The sequence below is a fragment of the Stenotrophomonas sp. SMYL86 genome (assembly GCF_036320025.1).
Taxonomy (GTDB): Bacteria; Pseudomonadota; Gammaproteobacteria; order Xanthomonadales; family Xanthomonadaceae; genus Stenotrophomonas; species Stenotrophomonas maltophilia_A.
Map to the genome: position 1 here is coordinate 1 of NZ_JAWIRU010000007.1, position 23,546 is coordinate 23,546.

General features: G+C 67.9%; 19 protein-coding genes, 1 pseudogene and 1 riboswitch. Of the genes and pseudogenes, 11 read left to right on the forward strand and 9 right to left on the reverse strand.

The annotated features are described in order from the left end of the window. Positions 1-216, forward strand: a pseudogene (locus V3B64_RS09360) (IS110 family transposase); the annotation flags it as partial. A 28-nt stretch (positions 217-244) separates the two neighbouring features. On the opposite strand, the gene V3B64_RS09365 reads toward V3B64_RS09360, so the two are convergent. Beyond that, positions 245-880, reverse strand: a complete 636-nt coding sequence (locus V3B64_RS09365; RefSeq protein WP_032128209.1) for a LysE family translocator — start codon at positions 878-880, stop codon at positions 245-247. Positions 881-1,032: 152 nt separating this feature from the next. On the opposite strand from V3B64_RS09365, the gene V3B64_RS09370 reads away from it, so the two are divergent. From V3B64_RS09370 to V3B64_RS09380, 3 genes are all read left to right on the forward strand, one after another. After that, on the forward strand, positions 1,033-1,434 hold the full coding sequence (locus V3B64_RS09370; protein ID WP_004153688.1) for an acyl-CoA thioesterase: 402 nt from the start codon (positions 1,033-1,035) through the stop codon (positions 1,432-1,434). A gap of 55 nt (positions 1,435-1,489) precedes the next feature. Then, positions 1,490-2,296 carry an NAD-dependent protein deacetylase gene (locus tag V3B64_RS09375; protein WP_121505111.1) on the forward strand — a complete coding sequence of 269 codons (807 nt, stop codon included), beginning with the start codon at positions 1,490-1,492 and terminating at the stop codon, positions 2,294-2,296. 113 nt (positions 2,297-2,409) lie between these two features. After that, positions 2,410-3,510: an NADH:flavin oxidoreductase/NADH oxidase gene (locus V3B64_RS09380; RefSeq protein ID WP_329914013.1), complete on the forward strand. Its 1,101-nt coding sequence runs from the start codon at positions 2,410-2,412 to the stop codon at positions 3,508-3,510. Positions 3,511-3,513: 3 nt separating this feature from the next. Here the strand turns inward: V3B64_RS09380 and V3B64_RS09385 are convergent, their stop codons facing one another. After that, entirely contained in the window at positions 3,514-4,425 is a 912-nt protein-coding gene (locus tag V3B64_RS09385) for a LysR family transcriptional regulator (RefSeq protein WP_049399772.1), read from the reverse strand. Between the two features lie 114 nt (positions 4,426-4,539). On the opposite strand from V3B64_RS09385, the gene purU reads away from it, so the two are divergent. Continuing rightward, positions 4,540-5,391 carry a formyltetrahydrofolate deformylase gene (purU, locus tag V3B64_RS09390; RefSeq protein ID WP_032128205.1) on the forward strand — a complete coding sequence of 284 codons (852 nt, stop codon included), beginning with the start codon at positions 4,540-4,542 and terminating at the stop codon, positions 5,389-5,391. Positions 5,392-5,737: 346 nt separating this feature from the next. On the opposite strand, the gene pncA is transcribed toward purU, so the two are convergent. After that, the gene (gene pncA, locus V3B64_RS09395) at positions 5,738-6,364 is read right to left on the reverse strand and encodes a bifunctional nicotinamidase/pyrazinamidase (protein WP_032128204.1); all 627 of its coding nucleotides are present in this window, start codon (positions 6,362-6,364) and stop codon (positions 5,738-5,740) included. Positions 6,365-6,419: 55 nt separating this feature from the next. Next, positions 6,420-7,091: an epoxyqueuosine reductase QueH gene (locus V3B64_RS09400; protein ID WP_032128203.1), complete on the reverse strand. Its 672-nt coding sequence runs from the start codon at positions 7,089-7,091 to the stop codon at positions 6,420-6,422. A 175-nt stretch (positions 7,092-7,266) separates the two neighbouring features. Next, positions 7,267-7,482, reverse strand: a riboswitch (cobalamin riboswitch). 127 nt (positions 7,483-7,609) lie between these two features. Here V3B64_RS09400 and V3B64_RS09405 point away from each other — a divergent pair. Then, positions 7,610-9,484 carry a patatin-like phospholipase family protein gene (locus V3B64_RS09405; protein ID WP_080355338.1) on the forward strand — a complete coding sequence of 625 codons (1,875 nt, stop codon included), beginning with the start codon at positions 7,610-7,612 and terminating at the stop codon, positions 9,482-9,484. Positions 9,485-9,557: 73 nt separating this feature from the next. Here V3B64_RS09405 and V3B64_RS09410 read toward each other — a convergent pair whose 3' ends face one another. The 3 genes from V3B64_RS09410 to V3B64_RS09420 all read right to left on the reverse strand — a co-directional run bounded on the left by V3B64_RS09410 (position 9,558) and on the right by V3B64_RS09420 (position 13,943). Then, positions 9,558-10,511, reverse strand: a complete 954-nt coding sequence (locus V3B64_RS09410; protein WP_329914014.1) for a DUF1028 domain-containing protein — start codon at positions 10,509-10,511, stop codon at positions 9,558-9,560. Positions 10,512-11,070: 559 nt separating this feature from the next. Continuing rightward, complete coding sequence (locus tag V3B64_RS09415) at positions 11,071-11,967, reverse strand: M48 family metallopeptidase (RefSeq protein ID WP_049401698.1); 897 nt, start codon at positions 11,965-11,967, stop codon at positions 11,071-11,073. 89 nt (positions 11,968-12,056) lie between these two features. Then, a complete protein-coding gene (locus V3B64_RS09420) occupies positions 12,057-13,943 on the reverse strand; it encodes a formylglycine-generating enzyme family protein (protein WP_329914015.1) in 1,887 nt (628 codons plus the stop codon). Positions 13,944-14,027: 84 nt separating this feature from the next. On the opposite strand from V3B64_RS09420, the gene rnd reads away from it, so the two are divergent. Both rnd and V3B64_RS09430 read left to right on the forward strand, forming a co-directional pair. Then, complete coding sequence (rnd, locus tag V3B64_RS09425; protein WP_329914016.1) at positions 14,028-15,107, forward strand: ribonuclease D; 1,080 nt, start codon at positions 14,028-14,030, stop codon at positions 15,105-15,107. A 150-nt stretch (positions 15,108-15,257) separates the two neighbouring features. Then, entirely contained in the window at positions 15,258-17,297 is a 2,040-nt protein-coding gene (locus tag V3B64_RS09430; protein WP_329914017.1) for a DUF4034 domain-containing protein, read from the forward strand. An 88-nt stretch (positions 17,298-17,385) separates the two neighbouring features. Here the strand turns inward: V3B64_RS09430 and V3B64_RS09435 are convergent, their stop codons facing one another. Both V3B64_RS09435 and V3B64_RS09440 read right to left on the reverse strand, forming a co-directional pair. Then, positions 17,386-19,716: a TonB-dependent receptor gene (locus V3B64_RS09435; protein ID WP_032130294.1), complete on the reverse strand. Its 2,331-nt coding sequence runs from the start codon at positions 19,714-19,716 to the stop codon at positions 17,386-17,388. Positions 19,717-19,896: 180 nt separating this feature from the next. Continuing rightward, entirely contained in the window at positions 19,897-20,478 is a 582-nt protein-coding gene (locus V3B64_RS09440) for a TetR/AcrR family transcriptional regulator (protein ID WP_049461862.1), read from the reverse strand. Positions 20,479-20,579: 101 nt separating this feature from the next. Here V3B64_RS09440 and V3B64_RS09445 point away from each other — a divergent pair, with 101 nt between their 5' ends. The 3 genes from V3B64_RS09445 to V3B64_RS09455 are packed head-to-tail and all read left to right on the forward strand — an operon-like array spanning position 20,580 to position 23,472. Continuing rightward, on the forward strand, positions 20,580-21,635 hold the full coding sequence (locus V3B64_RS09445; RefSeq protein WP_329893874.1) for a sugar phosphate isomerase/epimerase family protein: 1,056 nt from the start codon (positions 20,580-20,582) through the stop codon (positions 21,633-21,635). A gap of 21 nt (positions 21,636-21,656) precedes the next feature. Continuing rightward, a complete protein-coding gene (locus V3B64_RS09450; protein WP_121505047.1) occupies positions 21,657-22,550 on the forward strand; it encodes an alpha/beta hydrolase in 894 nt (297 codons plus the stop codon). Beyond that, positions 22,540-23,472: an alpha/beta hydrolase gene (locus V3B64_RS09455; RefSeq protein WP_329914018.1), complete on the forward strand. Its 933-nt coding sequence runs from the start codon at positions 22,540-22,542 to the stop codon at positions 23,470-23,472. The genes V3B64_RS09450 and V3B64_RS09455 overlap by 11 nt, the downstream gene beginning before the upstream one ends. Positions 23,473-23,546: the final 74 nt, after the last annotated feature.

Genomic DNA, 23,546 nt, shown 5'->3' on the forward strand with positions numbered 1-23,546 from the left:
CGCCAGATGCTCTACATGGCCGCCATGGGGCTCAAGCGGTGTCGTCGGGGGCAACCGCTCTACGACGAGCTGTCAAAACGCGGTCACCCCAGCACCGCCGTCTTCAACATCCTGGCCAGAAAGCTGGTCAGGATCGCCTGGGGTGTCTTCAAAAGCGGCCGGGACTTCGATCCGGCCATGCTGAAGGTGGGTCAAGCCTGCTTCCAGCAGGCTTGACCACGAACATAGGATCTCGACTCTACAATCAGCGTCGCCCTTCCACCGCCATGCGTACCGCCAGCCCGGCCAGCACCGTGCCCATCAGCCAGCGCTGCACCACCTGCCAGGTCGGGCGCGCGGCCAGGAAACCGGCGATGCTGCCAGCGGTCAGCGCAATCATGCCGTTCACGGTCACACTCACCGCGATCTGGGTGGAGCCCAGCACGATCGACTGCATCAGCACACTGCCCTCGCCGTCCGGATGCAGGAACTGCGGCAGCAGCGACAGGTACATCACCGCCACTTTCGGGTTCAGCAGGTTGGTCAGGAAGCCCATCGTGAACAGCTTGCGCGGGCTGTCCTGCGGCAGTTCGCGCACCGCGAACGGCGAACGGCCACCGGGCTTGAGCGCCTGCCAGGCCAGGTACAGCAGGTACAGCGCGCCGCCGATGCGCAGCGCGTCGTAGGCGAACGGCACGGTCATCAGCAGGGCGGTGATGCCCAGTGCCGCACACAGCATGTAGAACACGAAGCCCAGCGCCACCCCGCCCAGCGAGATCAGGCCTGCCATCGGCCCCTGGCAGATCGAGCGTGAGATCAGGTAGATCATGTTCGGCCCGGGCGTGAGCACCATGGCCAGTGAAACCAGCGCGAAGGCCAGCAGGTCGGAAGTGGCGGGCATGGGCGGTCCTGGCAGTGGGCGTGGCGCAGTGTAACGCCTGCCGCAGGCGCGGCCTGCGCAGGCACCGCTGCCGGGTGACCGTTGCACGTGCATTCCGATGGCCATCACGCCGGTCGCTTAGAATCCGCAGCACCCCACACCGAAGCCCCCCCATGACCCCCATCCCCGAGACCGTGCCGCCCACCGAAGTGCGCATGGCCGAAATCGTCTTTCCCAACCACACCAACCACCTTGGCACCCTGTTCGGTGGCCAGGCGCTGGCGTGGATGGACAAGGCCGCCTTCCTGGCCGCCGCCCGTTACTCGCGCCGCACTGTGGTGACCGCGCGCAGCGACCAGGTCGACTTCAAGCTGCCGATCCGCATCGGCCAGATGGTGGAAACCATCGGCCGCATCGTCGAAGTCGGCCGCAGCTCGATGAAGGTGGAGGTGGAACTGGTCGCCGAAGACCTGCACAGCGGCGAGCGCAAGCTGTGCACCCGCGGCCACTTCGTGATGATCGCGCTGGACGAGGAAGGCCACCCGATCGCGGTACCGCCGCTGCCGGCGGCCTGACCCGGCCAACGGACCGGCGCTTGTGGGGGCGCCACCGCGCCCCCATCTGGCAGCCATGACCCTGCCACTGACCGACTTCATCGACCGTGCCCAGCGCCTGTTCGTGCTGACCGGCGCCGGCTGCAGCACCGCCTCGGGCATTCCCGATTACCGGGATGCCGACGGCCAGTGGAAACGCACGCCGCCGGTGACCTACCAGGCCTTCATGGGCGAAGCGGCCACCCGCCAGCGCTACTGGGCGCGCAGCCTGCTCGGCTGGCCGCGCTTCGGCCTGGCCCGGCCCAACGGCACCCACCAGGCCCTGGCCGCGCTGGAACGCCGAGGCACGCTGCAGGTGCTGCTGACCCAGAACGTGGACGGCCTGCACCAGCGTGCCGGCAGCCACAACGTGATCGACCTGCATGGCCGCTTGGATCTGGTGCGCTGCATGGGTTGCGAGCGTCGCAGCGGCCGCGAGGATTTCCAGCAGCGCCTGCTGGACGCCAATCCCGGCTGGGACGCGCTGGAGGCAGGCATCGCGCCCGATGGTGATGCCGATCTGGAGACCGATTTCTCCGCGTTCGTGGTGCCCGAGTGCCCGCATTGCGGCAGCGTGTTGAAGCCGGATGTGGTGTTCTTCGGCGAAAACGTGCCGCGGGAGCGCGTGCAGGCGGTGCAGGAGCACCTGCAGCAGGCCGACGCCGTGCTGGTGGTGGGTTCATCGCTGATGGTCTATTCCGGCTTCCGCTTCGTGCAGGCGGCGGCCAGGGCAGGGCTGCCGGTGGCGGCGTTGAACCGTGGCCGCACCCGCGCCGACGACCTGCTGCAGTTCAAGGATGAACGGGACTGCGCCGAGGCGCTGGCCGCGTGGGCTTCGTCCTGAGCCGAGCACGCGCTCGGCTGCACGCCCACCGCGAAACAGCGATCCATCCAGACGGTTGATTCGCAGGCCGTGCGGCGGTGCAATACGCACCCCCTACGTCGTTCATCACCGTCTTGAGCCAGCTGTTTTCGCCGATCTCGTTCGGCCCCCTGACCCTGTCCAACCGCATCGTCATCGCGCCGATGTGCCAGTACTCCGCCGAAGATGGCCGCGCCAGCGACTGGCACGCCATGCATCTGGGCAACCTGGCGCAGTCCGGTGCCGGCCTGCTGATCCTGGAAGCCACCGCGGTCGAACCGCGCGGCCGCATCAGCTGGGCCGACCTGGGCCTGTGGGATGACGGCACCGAGGCCGCACTGGCGCAGGTGCTGGCCAGCGTCCGCCGCTGGTCGCCGATGCCGCTGGGCGTCCAGCTGGGCCATGCCGGCCGCAAGGCCTCGGTGAGGCGTCCGTGGGACGGTGGTGGCCAGTTGCCGGCCGACGATGCGCGTGGCTGGGCCACCGTGGCGCCGTCGCCGCTGCCGTTCCATGCCGCCGATCCGGCACCGCAGGAACTGGACGAGGCCGGCATCGCCGAGGTCATCGCCGCCTTCGCCGCCAGTGCGGTGCGCGCCGAGCGCCTGGGCTTCGAGCTGATCGAGCTGCATGCCGCGCACGGTTATCTGCTGCACCAGTTCCTGTCGCCGCTGAGCAACCGCCGCACCGATGGCTACGGTGGCTCGCTGCCGAACCGCCTGCGCCTGCTGGTGGAGGTGTTCGATGCGGTGCGTGCGGCAGTGTCCGACAAGGTCGCGGTGGGCGTGCGCATCTCCGCCAGCGACTGGGTCGATGGCGGCTGGGATCTGGTGCAGAGCGAAGCGCTGGCGCAGGTGATGGACGCGCGCGGCTGCAACTTCCTGCATGTCTCCAGCGGTGGCCTGGACGAGCGCCAGAAGATCACCGTCGGCCCGGGCTATCAGGTGCCGTTCGCGGCGGCGATCAAGGCCAAGGTGCGCATGCCGGTCATCGCCGTGGGCATGATCACCGAACCGGAGCAGGCCGAATCGATCCTGCGCCATCGCCACGCCGATGCGGTAGCCCTGGCGCGCGGCATCCTCTACGACCCGCGCTGGCCGTGGCATGCCGCCGCCGCATTGCGCGACAGCGTGGAACCGGCGCCGCAGTACCTGCGCTGCGAGCCGCACGATGCGCGCGGCGTGTTCAAGACGCGCTGAGGCTCACACCCGCCAGGCCGGCGCCATGCCGGCCTGCAGGTGCTCGAACAGCGCGCGGATCTTGGCAGTGAAATCGCGGCGGTCGCTGACGCAGAAATAGACTTCCATCGGTTCGGGGCGCCATGCAGTGTCGGCGCCGAACACCGCCTGCAGGCGGCCATCGCGCAGGTACGGCTCTGCCACGAATGCGGCCAGCCGGGTGATGCCGGCACCGGCTGCGGCCAGCGTCGCCAGGGCATCGATGTCATCGCAGACCATGCTCGGCGGCAGTGCGGCGTCCACGCGCTGGCCATCCTTCAACAGGCCCCATCGCAGCGGCCGGCCATCGGTGGGGAAGCGGTGCAGCAGCCCGCGATGGCCGCTCAGCTCGGAGGGTTGCTGCGGGGTGCCGTGTGCCTTCAGGTAGGCCGGCGAGGCGCAGAACACGAACGGCACGCGCGCCAGCTGCCGTGCGACGACCCCGTCCTCCAGCTGTGCACCGATGCGGATGCTGGCATCCACCGCTTCCGGGCCGTGCTGCACGGCCCGGTCAGTCAGGCGCAGCTCCAGCTGCAGTTGCGGGTAGCGCTGCTGCAGCGACGGCAGCAAGGGGGCAAGTACGTGGCGACCAAAGGCGCTGCTGCTGGCGATGCGCAGTGGCCCGGCCGGTTCGATGTCACCAGAGGTGACCATCGCCTGTGCACGCGCCAGGTCGGCTTCGATGTGGCGCACCTGCGCCAGGTACAGCGCGCCGGCCTCGCTGAGCGCCAGCTGCCGCGTACTTCGGTTCAGCAACCGTACGCCCAGATGCGCCTCCAGCCGGTTGATGTTCTGGCCGACTGCGGTGGCGCTGATGCCAAGGATGCGGGCCGCGGCGGCAATGCTGCCGGTCTCTGCGGTGCGGGTGAAGCTGCGGATCAGTTGCAACAGGTTCATGACCGACCAGCTTGCCATGGAGAAACCCAAGTATCGCTTGGGACTGAACCAAGCAGGTCGGTTGCATCGGTGACCATCGATCCCGAGGACAGGCTGCTGCCCTACACTCGGGCGATGCGCCCCGATTCCATCCTCACCCTGTCCTGTCCCGACCGTACCGGCATCGTCTACCGCGTATCCGGCCTGCTGTTCGACCACGGCTGCAACATTCTCGACGCCCAGCAGTTCGGCGACGAGGAGAGCGGCCGCTTCTTCCTGCGCGTGCATTTCGATCGCGATGCCGGCCTGCCGCTGGAGACCGTGCACGCCGCCATGGCCACGCTCGCCGCCGGCTTCGGCATGGACTGGCAGCTGCATGATGGCCGCCGCCGTGCACGCCTGCTGGTGCTGGTCAGCAAGCAGGGGCACTGCCTCAACGACCTGCTGTTCCGTGCCCACAGCGGCCAGCTGAAGGTGGACATTGCCGCAGTAGCGTCCAACCACGCCGACTTCGCGCCGCTGGCGGCGTCCTACCAGGTGCCGTTCCACCACCTGCCGGTGACCGCTGATACGCGCGCGGTGCAGGAACAGCAGATCATCGACCTGGTCGAGCGCGAACGCATCGATCTGGTGGTGCTGGCGCGCTACATGCAGATCCTGTCACCCACGCTGTGCCGCGCGCTGGCCGGCCGTGCGATCAACATCCACCACAGCTTCCTGCCCAGCTTCAAGGGCGCGCAGCCGTACCACCAGGCACACGCGCGCGGGGTCAAGATCATCGGCGCCACCGCGCACTACGTCACCGAGGATCTGGACGAAGGCCCGATCATCGAACAGGACGTGGCCCGCGTGGACCACGCGATGGCGCCGCGCGAGCTGGTGCGGCTGGGCAGCGATACCGAATCGCTGGTGCTGGCCCGCGCCGTTCGGCGCCATGTGGAGCACCGCATCCTGCTCAACGGGCACCGAACGGTGGTGTTCCGGTAATCGCCCCTCCCGCGTCCGCCGGGCATGGCCCGGCGCTACCACGGGTGCTATCCGGTAGTGGGGGGGGGGGGGGGGGGCCCGCGGGGGGGGCGGGGGGGGGGGGCGGGCGCGGGCGGGAGCCGGCCGCTGGCCGGCAACTGCAGAGATCCCGAGGTTGCCGGCCAGCGGCCGGCACTACCGAATCCTGATTTCATCCAATGAAAAGCCCCCGGTTCGGCCGTCCCGCGATCTGTAGGGGGGCGTAGTTAGGGGGCTGGATGAATCGATTGTGTTGTCGTGGGCAGGAGCGCGCAAGCGGCATAAGCGACGTGCGCGGTAGCGCCGGGCCATGCCCGGCGGTCACGCCTCAGGCGATCGAAATCCCCGCCTTGCCCAGCGCTTCACGCACCATCGCGTCGTTGGCGTCGGTCACCGGCTTGGTCAGCTCCCACAGGAATTTCACCCGGAAGCCGGACTTCACCGCGTCCTGCGCGCTCCACAGCACGCAGTAGTCGCGGGCCAGGCCGCACACGTGCACTTCGCGGATGCGGCGTTCGTGCAGCCAGCCGGCCAGGCCGGTGGCCGGGCGCTCGCCATCGGGGCCATGGTTCTCGCGGAAGGCGCTGTATGAATCCACCTGTTGGCGCGTGCCCTTGCGCAGAATCAGGTCGGCCACGGTCCAGTCCACGCCCGGATGCAGCGCGGCACCGGCGCTGCCCTGCACGCAGTGGTCCGGCCACAGGGTCTGCGGCTGCGCGTGCAGCAGGATGGTCTCGAAGGGGCGTTGGCCGGGGTGCTGGCTGGCGAACGAGGCATGGTCGGCCGGGTGCCAGTCCTGTGTTGCCACCACGGTGCGGTAGCGGCGCTGTGCCAGCAGATCGGCGATCGGTGCCACCAGCGCATCGCCTTGGTCGCAGGCCAGCGCGCCACCGGGCATGAAGTCCGGCTGCAGGTCGATCACCAGCAGGGCGACATCGGCGGGCAGGGCGGTCATGGCAGTTCCGGTACAGCAGAAGGGGCGACCAGCGTGGCCGCCCCATGCCCACACGTCAATCGCCCTGCGGCGTCTCAGCGTCCTGCCCGTAGTACAGCAGGCCGATCTTGATCCGTTCGCGGCCATTCTCGCGGCGGTGACGGTTGGCATCGCGCAGCGAGTACACGCAGCCGCAGTATTCCTGCTGGTAGAACTGCTCGCGCTTGCTGATCTCGATCATGCGGCTGGCACCGCCGCCCTTGCGCCAGTTGTAGTCCCAGTACTGCAGGCCTTCATAGCGCGACGCGGCACGGATGCCGCAGTCGTTGATCTGCGCCATGTTCTTCCAGCGCGAGATGCCCAGCGACGAACTGATGGTGTCGTAGCCGTGCTCGTGCGCGTACAGCGCAGTGCGCTCGAAGCGCATGTCGAAGCACATCGTGCAGCGGATGCCGCGTTCGGGCTCGTTTTCCATGCCGCGTGCACGGCTGAACCAGTTGTCGGTGTCGTAGTCGCAGTCGATGAACGGGATGTCGTGCTGTTCGGCGAAGCGGATGTTCTCCTGCTTGCGCAGCTCGTATTCCTTCACCGGGTGGATGTTGGGGTTGTAGAAGAAGATCGCGTAGTCGATCCCGGAGGCGGTGATCGCCTCCATCACTTCGCCGGAGCAGGGGGCGCAGCACGAGTGCAGCAGCAGGCGCTGGCCGTTTTCGGGCAGGGACAGGGTGGGGCGTTGGAGCTCGGTCATCGTCAGGTACCGCATGGACCGCCGGCAACGGCGGTGGCCCATGCATCAGCGCGTGGGTGAACAGGTCTGGCCGGATACCGTGAACAGGACGCACGCGGCCGCACCGCCTGCACGCGCAGGACAATGACGGCCCCGGCAACCTCCCCGCGGAGATTCCAGGTCGAGTCAGGGGACGGTCGTGTCCCCCGGCCGGGGCCGGTATTCGGGCTGATGGACACGGGCCGCAGCCCACCTACTACCCGCCGCTTCCCAGGCGTGAGCCCAGTGCTGTTGGCAGGATTCGTTTCCATTCACCGCTGCGGGGCAGCTCCGGAATGGGCGCGCGAGGCACCTTCACCGGATTCCCGTTTAAATCCCTGCCGCCATCAACGCCACGGCAGGGATACCTTCGGCGTGCCCACGGTGGACGCGTCGAGGGCAATGGTCAAGGGCCAATGAAAGCGCAGGGCTGTGGCTCGTTTCTCAGGCTGTGAGAGCGCCTCTTGCCATACTGGCCACCGACAGACGGGAGGTGGCTCGTGGCGGCGAAGTACTGCGATCTGGTCATGAAAGGCGGCATCACCAGCGGCATCGTGTACCCCAATGCGGTACTGGCGCTGGCGCGCGAGTATCGATTCAAGAGCATCGGCGGTACCTCGGCCGGCGCCATCGCCGCGGCGGTGGCGGCCGCGGCGGCGTGCGGTGATCGTCGCCAGCAGGCGGGTGAACACCTGCCCGGCGATGCCGGCTACGGCGGGCTGTCGGCGGTGTCGGCGCAGCTGTCGCGGCGCGGCTTCATCTACAGCCTGTTCCAGCCGGCACGGGGCGCGCGCGCCGCCTACCGGTTGCTGGTGGTGCTGACCGGCAATGCCCGCCTGCCACACAAGCTGCTGTGCCTGGCCATCGCGGTGTTCGAGATTGCGCCACTGGAGGTGCTGGTGTCGCTGGCGCTGCTGCTCGGCCTGGGCTGGTGGGGCGGCGGTTGGAGCGGCGTGGCCGCCACGCTGCTGCCATCACTGCTGTGCGCGTACGGTGCCGGCGTGGCCGGTGCCGCGCTGCGGGTAGCGCGGGTGGCGCGCCGTAACCTGCTGGGCCTGTGCAGCGGCCTCGGCCGCGATGCATGCACGCCGGCGTTGACCGAGTGGCTGCATGAATGCCTGCAGCAGCTGTCCGGCAAGCCGCTGGATGCACCGCTCACGTTCGCCGATCTGCACGATGCGCCGCGCTATGCCGGCGAGCCGGACAGCCCGCATGCGATCAGCCTGCAGATGATCACCACCTGTGTGTCGCACAACGAGCCGCGCACGCTGCCGCTGGGCGGCGCGCAGTTCTGGTTCCTGCGCGAGGAGTTCGAGCAGCTGTTCCCGGCCAGCGTGGTGCAGTGGCTGGTGACGCAGGCCGGCCCGCCGCTGGAGGTGGAAGGGCGCCGGTACTACCACCTGCCGCAGGGCCCGAAGCTGCCGGTGCTGGTGGCCACGCGCATGAGCCTGAGCTTCCCGCTGCTGATCAGCGCGGTGCCGTTGCATGAGCCCTCGCGCCGCGAGCGTCGCTGCGAACCGACCGCACCTGCGGCCGACCAGGAGCACAACGTCGCCGACAGCATGGAAGGGCTGACCAGTGCCGGGCAGACCTGTGGCCCGGTGATCACCGCATTCCGCATCTGCTGGTTCTCCGATGGTGGCATCAGCAGCAACTTCCCGATCCACCTGTTCGATGCCGCGTTGCCGCGCTGGCCAACCTTCGCCATCAATCTGGTCTACCCGCAGCACGCCGAAGACGTGAGCCACGGCAGCAGTGGCCGCCAGGCGCTGGAACACGCCGTGTTCCTGCCCACCGAAAACCGCCACGGCTGGCAGCGTACCTACCAGTCGATCGCTACGCCGCTGGCCGCTGCGGAGCTGGGCCGTTTCCTGTTCGCGGTGGTGGCGACCATGCAGAACTGGCGCGACCTGCTGCAGGCGCGCGCGCCGGGTTACCGCGACCGCATCGTGCATGTGAGCCTGCAGGGCGACGAAGGCGGCATGAACCTGGACATGCCACAGGAGGTGCTGACCCGCATCGCCGACAAGGGCAGCCTGGCCGGTGCGCGCTTCTGTTCGTTCTCGTTCGAGAACCACTATTGGATCCGCTGGCGCAACCTGGCCTCGGCCTACCAGCGCTACACGCTGGAAGTGGCGCGCACCGACGACCCGGCGCAACAAGTGCTGGCCTACCGCGCAGCGTACTCGATGGTTGCCAGTGGCCAGCCGACGCCACCGTCGTACAAGCTGGGCTCGGAAGACAAGCGGCTGGCATCGCAGCAGTTGTGGGGGCTGATGGTCGAGCAGGGACGTACCTGGGAGGACCTCGGCCCGGACCTCACCGACGGCGCACCGCGCCCGCTGCCGCAGATGAAGGTGACGCCGATCTACTGATCTCCGCCGCGGCCGATTGAACTGTTCTGGTGGGTGCCGACCTTGGTCGGCATGATCTGCTCCCTGCGGTGCTTCATCGCCAGGGTGCAACCACCGCATCACCCTGCAAGGGTGCATACAACGGCAGCGCCAGCTCCTGCTTCACCCAGCCCGGATTGAGCGCACGCAGGCCGGCCAGGTATTCGCGGGCCAGCGCGAAATCACCTTGCCGCATGGCCAGGCGCGCAGCGCGCGCCCAGGTACGGTCCCAGCCGTGGGCCAGTGACAACGAGGACGCCAGCGCAGCGCGCGCACCTGCCACATCGCCGTTCTCCCAACGCTGCTCGGCCTGGATGATCGCCTCGTTGGACAGGCGCATGTCGTACAGTTCGCGCAGCCTCGCGACCGCACGCGGGTCGGCGTCCACGCGCAGGTCGGTGTCCTGCCAGTCGCCTCCTGGCGTGCGCACCAGCAGCGCGGCCGACCACTGCCCACTGCGCTGGCCGCCCGCGGCCTGGCCGGCTTCCAGCGCCGCCAGCAGGCGTGTGGCCAGCGCTCCGTGCGAAGCCGTAAAGGTACGTTGCATTGCCGCCAGCACGTCCGGTCCGGCCAGGCCATTGCCCTGCACGCTCAACATGCCGTCGCCGTGCGCACCGGCCCAGCTGGCCTGCTGCGCGGTGGCGCCGGTGTACTGCGCATTGCCGCCGCGCGCACTGACCAGCCCCACCTGGCGCTCGGCGAGGGTGGTGCCATCGAAGTTGCCGTCTTCATCCAACAGCTGCTTCAGCACCTGCGAAGGCGTGCGGCCTTTGGCCAGCAGTTCAAGGCCTTTGGAGCCATAGGTCGGGTTGGTCTCGAACTGGCTGGCGACCGCACCCACCTTCGCCTGCGCCCACGGCACACCCACGCCGCCGACCGCCAGATTGTGCGTGGCCACCGCCACCCCGCAGTCGCCGGCCTCGTTGCAGGCGGCAATGGAAAAGGTCGCCCACGCCGGCGCAGCGAAGGCAGCGAGCAGCAGGACCAGGCAGGAACGCAGCAGGAACATGGCCAACTCCGTGGGCAGGCATTGCAATGGGATGCAGCCTACGCACGAAAGGTTTAGTAGATCCACGCCATGCGTGGATGGAATCCGATCGAGATCGAATATTTCGAACCTTCATCGAAACGCATCCACGCATGGCGTGGATCTACCGTGTCGACCAAGGTCGACACCCACCAACAGCAGCGTGCCGACCAACGGTCAGCACCCACCAACAGCCGCGGGAAACTGTCGAAGGCGGGGTGGGTCCGGTTGCGGGGGCGTGAGCCGCATGGGCCCGAGGCATGCCTCGGGCGGGTTGGGCAGGACGCCCAACCCCGGTCTTGCCGTGTGCGCAGGACTGCGCACACGAGCAAGCGGCGACCGAGCTTACATGGGTGAGGGCGCTTTGCTTGCGAAGCATTGCTTCGCAAGCGCCCGAACGCACAGCCGCCAGCGGCTGGGCCGGGCCCCGGAGGGGGACTTGCAGCGGCCCCCGCAACCGGACCCACCCCGCCATCCCACGGAATGCACGCTGTTGCTGTTGCTTCGGCAGGTGCAGGGCGCAGCCCTGCCGAACAACCCTCTACTTTGCCTGCTCGCAGAACTTCTGCCGGTACTCGAGCGCCTTCGGCATCAACGCCTGCAGGTTCTGGATGCGGGTACCCGGGTTGGGATGGGTCGAGGAGAATTCCGGCGGTGACTGGCCACCGCTGGCCTGGCCCATGCGCTGCCACAGCGGCACCGCCTCGCGTGGATCGAAGCACGCCGCTGCGGCCAGCATCAGCCCCACTTCATCGGCCTGCGTCTCGTGGCTGCGCGCATACGGCAGCAGATACCCATAACCCATTGCCGACATCATCATCTGTTGCTGCTGCGCATCCATGCCGCTGGCGGCGCCGGCCACCTGCCCGATCTGGGTCAGCTTCTGCTGGGCCATCCGCTGTGCACCGTGGCGCAGCAGCGCATGGGCAATCTCATGGCCCATCACCACCGCCATCGCATCGCGGGTGCGCGCCACCGGCACCAGCCCGGTGTAGACCGCCATCTTGCCGCCCGGGAGGCAGAACGCATTGGCCTGCTCGGACGGGATCACGTTCACTTCCCACTGGAAATCACGCGCGAAATGCGCCGGCTGCACGCCGTGCTCCTGGGCCAGCGCGGTCTCCACCACATCGACCTTGGCAATCAGCCGCTGGGCGATGTCGCGCACATCGCGCGCGATCGGCGCATTGGGATCCATCGGCCGTTCCTGCGACAGGATCTGCTGGTAGGCCTGCAGCCCCAAAGCGGTCTCCTGCCGCGCATCCAGGCTGCTGTCGATCATCACCTTCTCGCCGGTATACGGATCCACCGTGCGGTTGGAAAACCAGTAGAAGACCGCATAGCCGGCGGCCAGCAACAGCACCCACCAGCGGATGTTGCCGAACAGGCCGCGCCGTTGCGGGCCTTGCGGCGAGCGGGAGAAGGGATCATTGCGCATCGGGTCGGCTTCCAGCAGGCCCCGCCGGCCGGCGGGCACGGCGCAATCTTAGTGCGCCGATGCCAGCAACGGGTGAAGCCGGCCGCCGATCAGATGCCGCGTACCAGGCGGAAGCCGATGCGCGCGTTGGTGGTATCCGAGTCCTGGGATTGCCGCCAGGCGGCACGGGTCTGCTCCGGCGCATTGGCCCAGTTGCCGCCCCGGATCACCCGTGCGCGGCAGCCCGGGTTGAACCAGGCGGCGCCATCGGAGGGCGCGCGCCGGTAGCTGGCATGCCAGCAATCGGCCACCCATTCGCTGAGATTGCCGCCCATGTCGTGCAGGCCGAAGGCATTGGCCTGGAAACTCCCTACCGGTGCCGGCCCCCACCAGCCATCGCCGTAGCCGATGAAGGCGTTGTGCCAATGCCGCCCGGTCGGCGACACGTCCTTGCTGCCGGTGAAATTGCCGCTGCCCGGCGGCGGCGTGCCGGCATCGCCCCAGGGGTAGCGACCACTGCTGCCACCGCGCAGCGCATACTCGAACTCTGCTTCACTGGGCAACCGGTAGCTGCGCCCGGTCTGCTCGGACAACCACGCCGCATAGTTTTCGGCATCGCGGATGCTGACGTGCATCACCGGCGAATTGGCCATCGCGCGGCCACCGTCGTAATCCGAGCGCCAGTCCACGCCGCTGCGGCGGATGAAGTTGCCGCTGCGTTCGTCATAGACCACCGAATGGCCGCGCCGCGTCGCCCGGGGGCGCGCATTGGTCGCCTTCACGTAGCGCTGGAAATCGCTGACCGTGACCTCGGTGATCGCCATCGCAAAGCCTCGATCAAAGCGCACATAGTGCGATGGTCGCTCGGCATCGCTCGAGCCCGGCTCGGCATCGCCGGCGCCCATCTGGAAACCGCCATGCGGCACCACCACCATCTGCGGCCCGCGTCCGCCATCGCGCATGGCGTCGCTGAACACCTGTCCAGGGCGGAAGCTGCCGTAGTGGGTGGCCAGGTCGATACGCTCACGCAGCTGGGCCACCACCGCGTCTCCCGGCAGGGCGATGCGCAGGGCCTCGGCCAGTTTCTCGCGCGCCGGCTTCAGGCCCTGCGGCGTGGACAGGTCGCGCAGGCCGTCATCGCGCAGCTGCAGCAATGCCGCCGCACGGATCTGCTCGATGCGCTCGAACGCGTCGGCGATGGTGGGCGACGAGTCGCGCACCTTGCTCGCTTCGGCCAGCCAGGTGCCGGCGCTGGCGAAATCACGCGTGCGTGCCGCGTCTTCGGCGCGGCGGATCAGTCCACTTTCGGCCGCGGCCAGTCCCTGCCGTGCGCGGCTGTTGTCCTCATCCAGTGCCAGTGCCTCACGGAAGTTGCCGATGGCCCCGTCCCCGTCCTCGCCGATCCGGTCCGAGCGCAGGTCCTCTTCGCCGGCGCGGTTATAGGCCACCACACGCTGGGCAAGCTCCACCCGTCCCTGCAGCGCACGCACCTTTTCGTCCTTTGGCGCCAGCGTCAGCAACACCAGCGCCTGGCGGCTGGCCTCGGCCAGCGCCTCGCGCTGCTTCAGCGGCCGCACCAGCAACGCATCCGCCTGCTGCTGCAGGCGCTGGCGGGCGCGCTGCAGGCCTTGGCGGGCCTGGCGGTCATCCGGATCCTCTTCCTGTACCGCCAGCCACAGCGGGATGGCGGCATCGGCATCCTCATAGAGCCGTCCTTCGGCGAACGCCTGCTCGGCGGCGCGGCGCAACTGGGCCAGGCTGCGGCCCTGGCGGTCCACCCGCGGCGGCGTCCACTGCTGTACATCCTCGGCGGCATCCTCACCGGCGATGGTCACGCTGCCCTGCCCGGCCTGCGGGCGCTCGTCGCTGTCTGCGTCCGCGGACGGGCGCGCCTGTTCCCCGGCACTCCGGTTCGTTGCCGTGGGGGGCGACGGCGTGCAGCCGGCCAGGGCCAAGGCCAGGACGGTGCACAGCACGGGCGACAACGAAAAACGCAAGCAGAGCCTCCTTCGGCACGGACGCGCACCGACGTTAGGCTATTCTCCCCTGCCTGAGCAAACCCGAGTAGTAGGCCCTGACCCGTGGCAACCTGGATCACCACCCCCGCCGAGCTGGATGCGTACTTCCAGCAGCGCCCGACCCGCATCGGCCTGGACACCGAATTCATCCGTGAACGCACCTTCTGGCCGCAGCTGGCCCTGGTGCAGATGGCGGTCGGGCAGGACATCCTGCTGATCGACCCGCTGATTCCCGGCATGACCGAGGCGCTGGCGCCGTGGCTGGGCGATGAATCCATCACCAAGGTGATGCACAGCGCCAGCGAAGACCTGGTCGCCTTCAAGTGGGCCTGCGGCGTGCTGCCGCGGCCGCTGTTCGACACCCAGATCGGTGCTGCGCTGGCCGGCATCGGCGGCGGCATGGGCTACCAGAAGCTGGTGGCGGAAATCACCGGCGTCGCCCTGGCCAAGGGCGAAACCCGTTCGGACTGGATGCGCCGCCCGCTTTCAGAGTCGCAGCTGCAGTATGCCGCCGACGACGTCGAGCACCTGTTCGCGCTGCATGACGCCATTGATGCCAAGCTGCAGGCACTCGGCCGCCAGCAGTGGCTGCATGACGATGGCGAGCGCCTGCTGGCCAGCGTCGCCAATGACGAAGACCGCTGGCCGCATCTGGCGATGCGCTCGGCGCAGTTCCTCGACGCGGCCGCACAGCACCGCCTGCTGCGCCTGCTGTGCTGGCGTGATGTGCAGGCACGCAACAGCGACCGCCCGCGAAGCTGGATCCTGGACAACGAACTGGCCGCCACCCTGGCGCGCACGCCACCGGCCGACGAGGCTGCGCTGGGCAAGCTGTTCGAGCAGTTCCCGAAGGCACCGCGCAAGCTTGCCGGCGCGGTCTGGCAGGCGCTGTCCACACCGCTGGCCGATGAGGCCGGGGCACCGCTGGCGCTACCCGCCAACGACAGCAACAAGCAGGCGGTGAAGAAGCTTCAAGACGCGGTGGCCGAGCGCAGCCGCGAGCTGGGCCTGCCGGATGGCGTGCTGGCCTCCCGCAAGCATCTGGAAAGCTATCTGGAACGCCGCCAATGGCCGGCAGCACTGGCCGGCTGGCGCCAGCAGGAACTGGAATCGCGGTTGCAGGCACTGTTGCCCGCACACTGAGATCAACCGGCGCCGGGCAACCCGGCGCCGGCGCCGCAAACATGAGCATCTGCCATGCTTGCCGACGCGGGCGCGGGCCTGTCCAATAGCGTCCCCGCTATTGTTGGATTGCATCAGATGACAAATGGACTTGTAAAAGACGGCCTTTCCATGGACGACCTGGCCTGGCGCGCGCAGGCGCGCACCGCGCTGCAGGAACACGACCATGCAGCACTTGAGGCGCTGCTTGCCCCACACGAACAGGCCTGGCTGAACGGCACCCGGCCGCTGCCCGGCATCCGCTGGCGCCTGCGCAACCTGCAGGACACGGCGCTGCCCCTGAATGAGCGCCTGCAGCAGGCGCAACGATGGGTTGCCGCCGCTCCCAACAGCTATTACGCACACCTGCGCCTGGGTGCCTGCTGGGAGTCGGCCGCTGGCGCCCTGCGCAGCGCCGATGTGGCCGCACTGGTGGAAGACAGCCAGTGGTTGGCCGCACAGCAGGCACGCGACCACGCCGTGCATGCCTACCTGCAGGCGATCGCGCTGTCGCAGCGCCCGGCGTTGGCGCTGGATGGCATCAAGCGCATCACCAGCTACCTGCGCGAGCCAAACTGGCTGCGCGCACTGCAGGCGGGGCAATCGCCGGAATCCGATGAAGCCGCCTTGGCCGAGCACTATCCGCAAGCCTGGCCGCAGGCATTGCAGCTGCTTTCGCGCTTCGGTGCCCCGTTGCAGACGCTGCCGGATATGCTGCCCACGTTGCTGCGCGATCGCAGCGAGGACGATTTCGATGCGCCTCTCGCGTACTGGATGCGCCTGGTGCTGGAGCAGCGGCCGGACGACCTGGGCACGCTGGAAGACACCCTTTACTACCTGTACCCGCGCTGGGGCGGCAGTCACGAAGCGATGGAGGATTTCATCGAGGGCGGCTGGTGTCGTGGCCTGGAGCTGGCACAGCGCAATGCGTTGCGCTGGTGCAAGGAACAGGACTGGATGGGAGACCTGCCGCGCCGCGGGGATGCCGAAGAGATAGCCGTGCATGAGCGCGCGTATGCACAGATCCTTGACTGGCACCTGGAGGGCTACGTGCGTGCTGAAGTCCTGACCCAGCGTGCTGCACTCCGCTTTCATCTCGGGCGCATCGAGGAGATCGAAGACCAGGTGCAATGGGATGCCGGATGCATGCAGGCCGTGCTTGAGGACCTGCAGCAGGCCTGGGTGCTGGATCGAGACATGGTCCTGCACGGAGGTTTCAGCAGCCTGGAAGCCTGCACCTGGTTCGCCCATGTTGACGGCGCCGAAGCGCTGTTCGCGCAGGTGGTGGACTACGCCGCGCGCGAAGGTGATTCCGCGCTCGGCCTGCTCTGGGCCGCAACCGCCATCGAGCATGGGCTGCTCGGCCAGGCAGCCGATCCGGCACGTGCGCACCCCCTGCTGCAGCGCGCCCTGAAACTGGCGGCGCAGCAGAAGACGTCCACGGTCACCTTCGCTTCCAATCTGTTCTGCGATGTCTCGCAGGCCGCAGGCCTGTCGCTGTTGCAGCGCATGGCCGACGACGGCGACGCCGGTGCGATGGCCGCGCTGTGCGACCTGTACAAAGGCCGGTTGGGCGGCCGCGACCAGCCGGATTTCGTCGATGCCCAGAAAGCCCTGTACTGGCAGGAGCGTGCCGTCGAAGGCGGCGACCTGATCGCCACCTACAACCTGGCCGTGCGCCTCGTCGCTGCAGGCGGCGCGGACAATGAAGCGCGTGCGCGCGAGCTGTACCTGCGCTGCCTGCGCGAAGCCGACGCCGGTGAGCGCGTGTGGGGCCCGACCTGCCGCAACCTGGCCTGCCTGGCATTCGATGGCCAGAGCGACGCGCACAAGCGCGAAGCGGTCGAACGCGCCTTGATTCCGCTGTGGTGGCGCGGTGAGGACGACGACAAACTGTGGGCGGCCGGCTACCTGGCCGACGTCTACCACTTCGGCAACGGCGTCCCGGCCAATGCGTTCCTGGCGCTGACCTGGCTGCAGCGCGCCAGCGAGATCGATCCGGAGTATGTGGACGTGGTGCGCATGGCGCCGCTGATCAACGGCGAGGGCCGCTGGTTCGGTGCCAGCCGCGCACGCAAGCAGCAGGAACAGGACCGCCAGCAGGTGGACAGCGCCACCTGGGCCCTGACCTTCGGCCAGCGCAGCCAGGACAGCGACCTCACTGCGGTCTGACGCAACGAAAAGGGCGGCCCGGATCACCGGGCCGCCCTCTTGATTCAGGCAGTGCGATGGCAGGCTGGCCCGCCATCGCGACAGCGCATTACCAGTTCATGTTCAGCGAGACACCCACCGTGCGCGGCTCGTTGTAGACCGCGGCCATGTAGTTCTCGATCACACCCTTGAGGTTCTTCTCGTTGGTGATGTTGCGCGCGAACAGCGCCACTTCGTAGGCACCGTAGTTGCCCGAGTAGCCGATCTTCAGGCCACCCTCGAAGTCACCCTTGGAGTTGAACTCCTTGCTGTCGTACAGCACGAAGCTGGTGTAACCCTGCTTGTTCCAGTCGGTGGAGACGAACATGGTGCCGGCGTCGCTCACCGGGAAGTCGTAGCGGGCCGCCAGGTTGACGTTGTACTTCGGCGCGTTCGGCAGCGGGTTGCCGTCGATCTGCGCGAAGGTGTTGGCACCGACCTTGATGGTCGGGTCGCCGACGGTGCAGACCACCTGGCCATTGAGGCCGCAGACCTGCGCGTACACGCGCTTGTCCTTGATCTCGCTGTGCAGCAGGCTCAGGCCGGCGCTCAGGGTCAGGTTCGGGATCGGACGCAGCTCCATGTCCGCTTCGAAACCGTAGGCCTTGGCCTTGTCGGCGTTGAACAGCACGCCGTTGCCGTCCGAATCGTTGCCGTTGAGCTGGATGTCGTTGACGGTGTAGGTGAACGCGGTGGCGTTCAGGCGCAGGCGGTTGTCCCACAGGCTGCTCTTCACGCCCGCTTCCCAGGACAGGATGGTCTCGGAATCAGCGGTGGTGAAGTCGGCATTGAACACCGCCGAACGGCCCTGGATGGTCGGGCCGCGGAAGCCGCGTGCGACCTTGGCGTAGACGCTCACGTCCGGCGTGATCTGATACATCGCGCTCAGATCCCAGCTCGGGGTGGTGTCGGACATCTTGACGTCGGTGCGGCCCTTGTAGGTGACCACGCCAGCGGCAGTGTCAGCCGTCTTCAGCAGGCGGGTGTGCTTCTCGTCCTTGGTCTGGCGCAGGCCGGCAGTGACGGTGAACTTGTCGGTGAAGGCGTAGCTGATCTGGCCGAACCCGGCCCACGAGGTGTTCTTGTTACGCAGGCGCACCCAGTTGTTCGGGTTGCGGGCCGCGCCCTGCAGGAACCAGGCGCGCTGGTAGAAGTCGGTGGTGTCGCTGCCGTTGAAGTAGAACGCACCGGCCTGCCACTGCAGGGCGCTGTCGTCATGGCTGGCCAGGCGGAATTCCTGGGTCCACTGGTCCAGATCACGGATGCGGCCCATCGACTGGCCGTAGCCGTTCGGCACGCCGTTGACCGGGAAGTTCACCGCGGCGCCGCCGTCGGTGTCGCCACGGCTGTAACCGGAGGTGGTTTCGTAGGCGGTGATCGAAGTGAAGTCGATCGCGCCGAAGTCATAACGCGCCTTCACCGAACCGCCATAGGTCTTGTACGCCTGCGGGTTGTTGCCGGCTTCGTCGTAGGCGACCTTGTCGCGCGGCACGTCGGTCTTGTTCGAGCCCTTGGTCAGCGCACCGCGCAGGAACAGGGTTGAGGTGCCTTCGTAATCACGGGCGTGGGCCGAGGCCAGGATCGAGAACTGGTCGCTCGGGGTCAGCAGCAGCTGGGCGCGCACGTTGCGGTCATCGAAGCCGCCCATGGCGTTCTTCTTCGGGCTGACCGTGCCGTCGGCGCTCGGGCCCTTGTAGGTGTTGTCGACGTAATCGTCGCGGTGCTGGTACAGAGCCGACACACGGAACGAGGCGATGTCGTTGATCGGGCCACCGAAGCCGCCGTCGATCGACACGCTGTTGTAGGACGCGTAGCTGGCGCTGACGCGGCCGGTGTAGTCCTGGGTCGGCTTCAGGGTGTCGAACTTGATGATGCCGGCGGTGGTGTTGCGGCCGAACAGCGAGCCCTGCGGGCCGCGCAGCACTTCCACCTGGTCCACGTCATAGACCGGGTTGGACTTCAGCACCACGTGTTCCAGCACCACGTCGTCCTGGATGATCGACACCGGCTGCGAGGCACCGAGGTAGAAGTCGATGTTGCCCAGGCCACGGATGTAGAAGCGCGGGAAGATGCGGCCGGTGGTGGTTTCCGCATACAGGCTCGGCACACGACCGGACAGCGCCAGCAGGGTGTCGTCGCCGCCGGCGGTGAAGTCGCGCATGCGCTCGCCCTGCACCACGCCCACCGAGACCGGCACTTCCTGCAGGTTCTGCTCACGGTGTTCGGCGGTCACGGTGATCGTGTCCAGGCCGGTCGGGGTCGGCGCGCTGTCCTGTGCGGCGGCGCCGAAGCTGCCGACCAGGGCCAGGCCGGCACAGGCCAGGGCCAGCGGATGGCGGCGGAAGGAAACGAAGGAAGACGACATACCCGACAGGCGGCGGGAATCGGAATGGGAGGGCATGAAATGCTCTGAGGAGGCGTCCGTGCGGCCTGCGCGAGCCGGGCGGCAAAAAGGAGGATAACTGCGCAAGCCGCCATTATCCCCCAAATTGTTACGATTTCGTTGCGCAGCACCCAAACCCGGCGAAACAAGCGGTTTCGGCACAGTCACCGGGCATTCGGCACGCCCCGAAGGCTTGACTCAGGGCAGCGGGGTCAACGCCACATCGACCATCGCCAGCAGCCGCTCGCGGCTGATGCCGTCACGGGCCTGCACCGAAATGCCGTGCAGCACCGTGGCGAAGTGATCGCCCAGTGCCTGCACCGCCACATCGCCGGCCAGCTGCCCTTCGGCCTGCGCCTGCTGCAGCCGCGCAATGATCGCCGCCGTACGCTGGCGACGATGGCTGGCCAGCCAGTCCCGTACGCCCTCGCCATCGGGCGACACGCTGCTGGCCGAGGACACCACCAGGCAACCGTGTGGCCGCCCGCGCCGGGTGTAGGTCAACACGGCGTCACGCAGCATGGACCCGATCGCCTCGCGCAGCGTGGCCTGCTCCAGCGCGCGCGGCGCGAAGCCGCCCTCGCCTTCCTCATACAGCGCAACGGCTTCGCGGAACAACTGCTCCTTGCTGCCGAACGCGGCATAGATGCGTGCAGAGGCGATGCCCAGTGCTTCCACCAGTGCCGACATCGACGTGCCTTCATAGCCGTGCTGCCAGAACAGCAGCATCGCCTTGCGCAACGCCTGGTCCCTGTCGAATTCGCGCGGTCGCCCTGCCATCTGCCTGCCTGCTCCAGTGAGGCGCGCAGTGTAACGCGGGTGTTGACCACCGCGAGGGTCGCGCCTATTCTTTGTTGATCAACAAATAATTGGAGCAACACATGCAGACCCTCAAGGGCCCCAGCCTGCACCTGGCGCAGTTCGCCGGCGACCAGGCCCCGTTCAACAGCCTCGCCGGCATTGCCGCGTGGGCCGCCGGCCACGGCTTCAAGGCGCTGCAGATTCCCGCGTGGGATGCACGCCTGTTCGACCTGGCCACGGCTGCCGACAGCCAGGACTACTGCGACGACCTCCGCGGCACCCTGGCCGAGCACGGCCTGCAGGTCAGCGAACTGACCACCCACATCCTCGGCCAGCTGGTGGCCGTGCATCCGGCCTACGACGAACTCTGCGATGGCTTCGCCCCCGAAGCACTGCGCGGCAACCCGAAGGCCCGCAGCGAATGGGCGCAGCAGCAGCTGCACCTGGCCGCCCGCGCGTCACGCCGTCTCGGCCTGCAGGACATGGGCACCTTCTCCGGCTCGTTCGCCTGGCCGTATCTGTTCCCGTTCCCGCAGCGCCCGCCGGGCCTGATCGACGCGGCGTTCGACGAACTGGCACGACGCTGGCGGCCGATCCTCGATGCCTGCGAGGACAACGGCATCAACCTCTGCTACGAGATCCATCCCAGCGAAGACCTGCATGACGGCACCAGCTTCGAGCGCTTCTTCGAACGCGTCGACCAGCACCCGCGCTGCCGCATCCTGTTCGATCCCAGCCACTTCGTGCTGCAGCAGCTGGACTACCTGGAGTACCTGGACATCTACCACCCGCTGATCCGCATGTTCCACGTCAAGGATGCGGAGTTCCGCCCGAGCGGGCGCCAGGGCATCTATGGCGGGTATGCCGACTGGACCGAGCGCGCCGGCCGCTTCCGCTCGCTGGGCGACGGCCAGGTCGACTTCAAGTCGATCTTCTCCAAGCTGGCCCAGTACGACTACCAGGGCTGGGCAACGCTGGAATGGGAGTGCTGCCTGAAGGACCAGGAAGCCGGCGCGCGCGAAGGTGCCGCGTTCATCCGCGACCACATCATTCCGGTCACCGACAAGATCTTCGACGACTTCGCCGGTGCACCGATCAGCACCGCACAAATGCAGCAGATGCTCGGCATCGCCTGAACCCCAACGGAGCACTCCCTCATGACCACTTCCCTTTCCGCTGGCGCTGCCGGCGACGACGCCCTGCGCCACCACTACCTGCGCATCGATGGCCAACGCGTGCATTGCGTCTCCGCGGGTCACGGTGAACCCGTGCTGCTGATTCCCGGTTGGCCGCAGACCTGGTATGCCTGGCGCCACGTGCTGCATGCGCTGGCCGAAGCCGGTTTCGAAGCGATTGCCGTGGATCCGCCGGGCATCGGCGAATCCGACCGCCCCGCCCACGGCTACGACACCGGCAGTGCCGCCGCCGTCCTGCACCAGACCATGCAGGCACTGGGCCACGATCGTTACCAGGTGGTCGGACATGACATCGGCATGTGGATCGCCTATGCGCTGGCCAGCGATCAGCCGCAGGCCGTGCGCCAGCTGGCGGTCACCGAAGCGGTGATTCCCGGCCTGGCGCCGGAACCGGGCATCTTCGCCGCACCGGCTGACAACATCTTCCTCTGGCACTTCATGTTCAACCAGGTGGCCGACCTGCCGGAAGCACTGATTACGGGGCGCGAGCGCGCCTACCTGGAATTCATGTTCGACCGCTGGTCGTACCGCCGTGATGCGGTGGCCGCCGATACCTACATTGCCGCCTACAGCCGCCCCGGCGCCCTGAGGGCGGGCTTCGCCTGGTACCGCGCGATTCCGGAAACGATCCGCCAGAACAAGCTGCGTGCGCAGCACCGTTTGCCGATGCCGGTGCTGGCGATCGGCGCCGAACACGCCACTGGCGATGCCCCGATGCTGACCCTGCAACCGCATGCCGATGATGTCCGCGGCAGCATCGTGCCGGGCTGCGGCCACTTCATCATGGAAGAAGCGCCACAGGCATTCCTTGCACAACTGCTGCCGTTCCTGCAGGAGGCACGCCATGCTGCTTGAACCGGCGCTGCAGCAGTTCGTCGACGCCGTCGCCGCCCATGCGCTGCCGGAAGACCTGCGCGAACTGCGGGCGATCAGCGAGAACGCGCTGCCACAGTTGCAGGGAGCACCACAGGCCGTCGCACACGTGACCGAGCACACGGTAATCGCGCGCGACGGGCATGCGTTGGAGCTGCGTTTCTACACGCCGGAAGGGCTTCCCGATGGACCGGTACCGGCTCTGCTGTTCGCCCACGGCGGCGGTTGGTTCCAGTGTTCGCTGGCGGTCTATGACGGCCCCTGCCGCGCGCTGGCCAATGCCAGCGGTTGCGTGATTGTCGCCGTGGGCTACCGGCTGGCGCCGGAGCACCCGTTCCCGGTTCCACTGCATGACGTCGCCGACGCCTGGCAGTGGTTGCAGGACAACGCCGAGCGCCTCGGCCTGGACCCACGGCGGCTGGCAATCGGTGGCGACAGCGCCGGCGGCAACCTCGCCGCCGCCGGCTGCCTGCTGCTGCGCGAACAGGGCCTGCCGCAACCGTGCCACCAACTGCTGCTGTATCCGGCGCTGGATGCCGGCATGGGCAGCGGTTCCTACAGCGACTACGCCACAGGCTATTACCTCAGCGCCGAACTGATGCAGCGCTGCTGGCAGGCCTATCTGAGTGGGATGGATCTGGATCCACCGCCGGCACTGGCCTCGCCCGCCCACGCAACCGACCTGCAGGGGCTGGCGCCTGCCTCCGTACTCAGCTGTGAGCACGATCCGCTGCGCGACGAGGCCGAGCAGTACGCGCACCGCCTGCAGGCTGCGGGTGTCGACTGCACGCTGGAGCGGCTGCCGGGGATGATCCACGCCTGCATCCACCTGCAGGACGTGGCTGTTTCCACCGGCATGGCGGTACAGCGCGCGGGCGATCTGCTGCGCCAGGCGCTGGCCTGAACCGGCTGGGGACGGCGGCAGATCCACGCCTGCCGCCGTCCCGGTCCGGCGCTTGGCAAGCCCGGCAGGCGGCG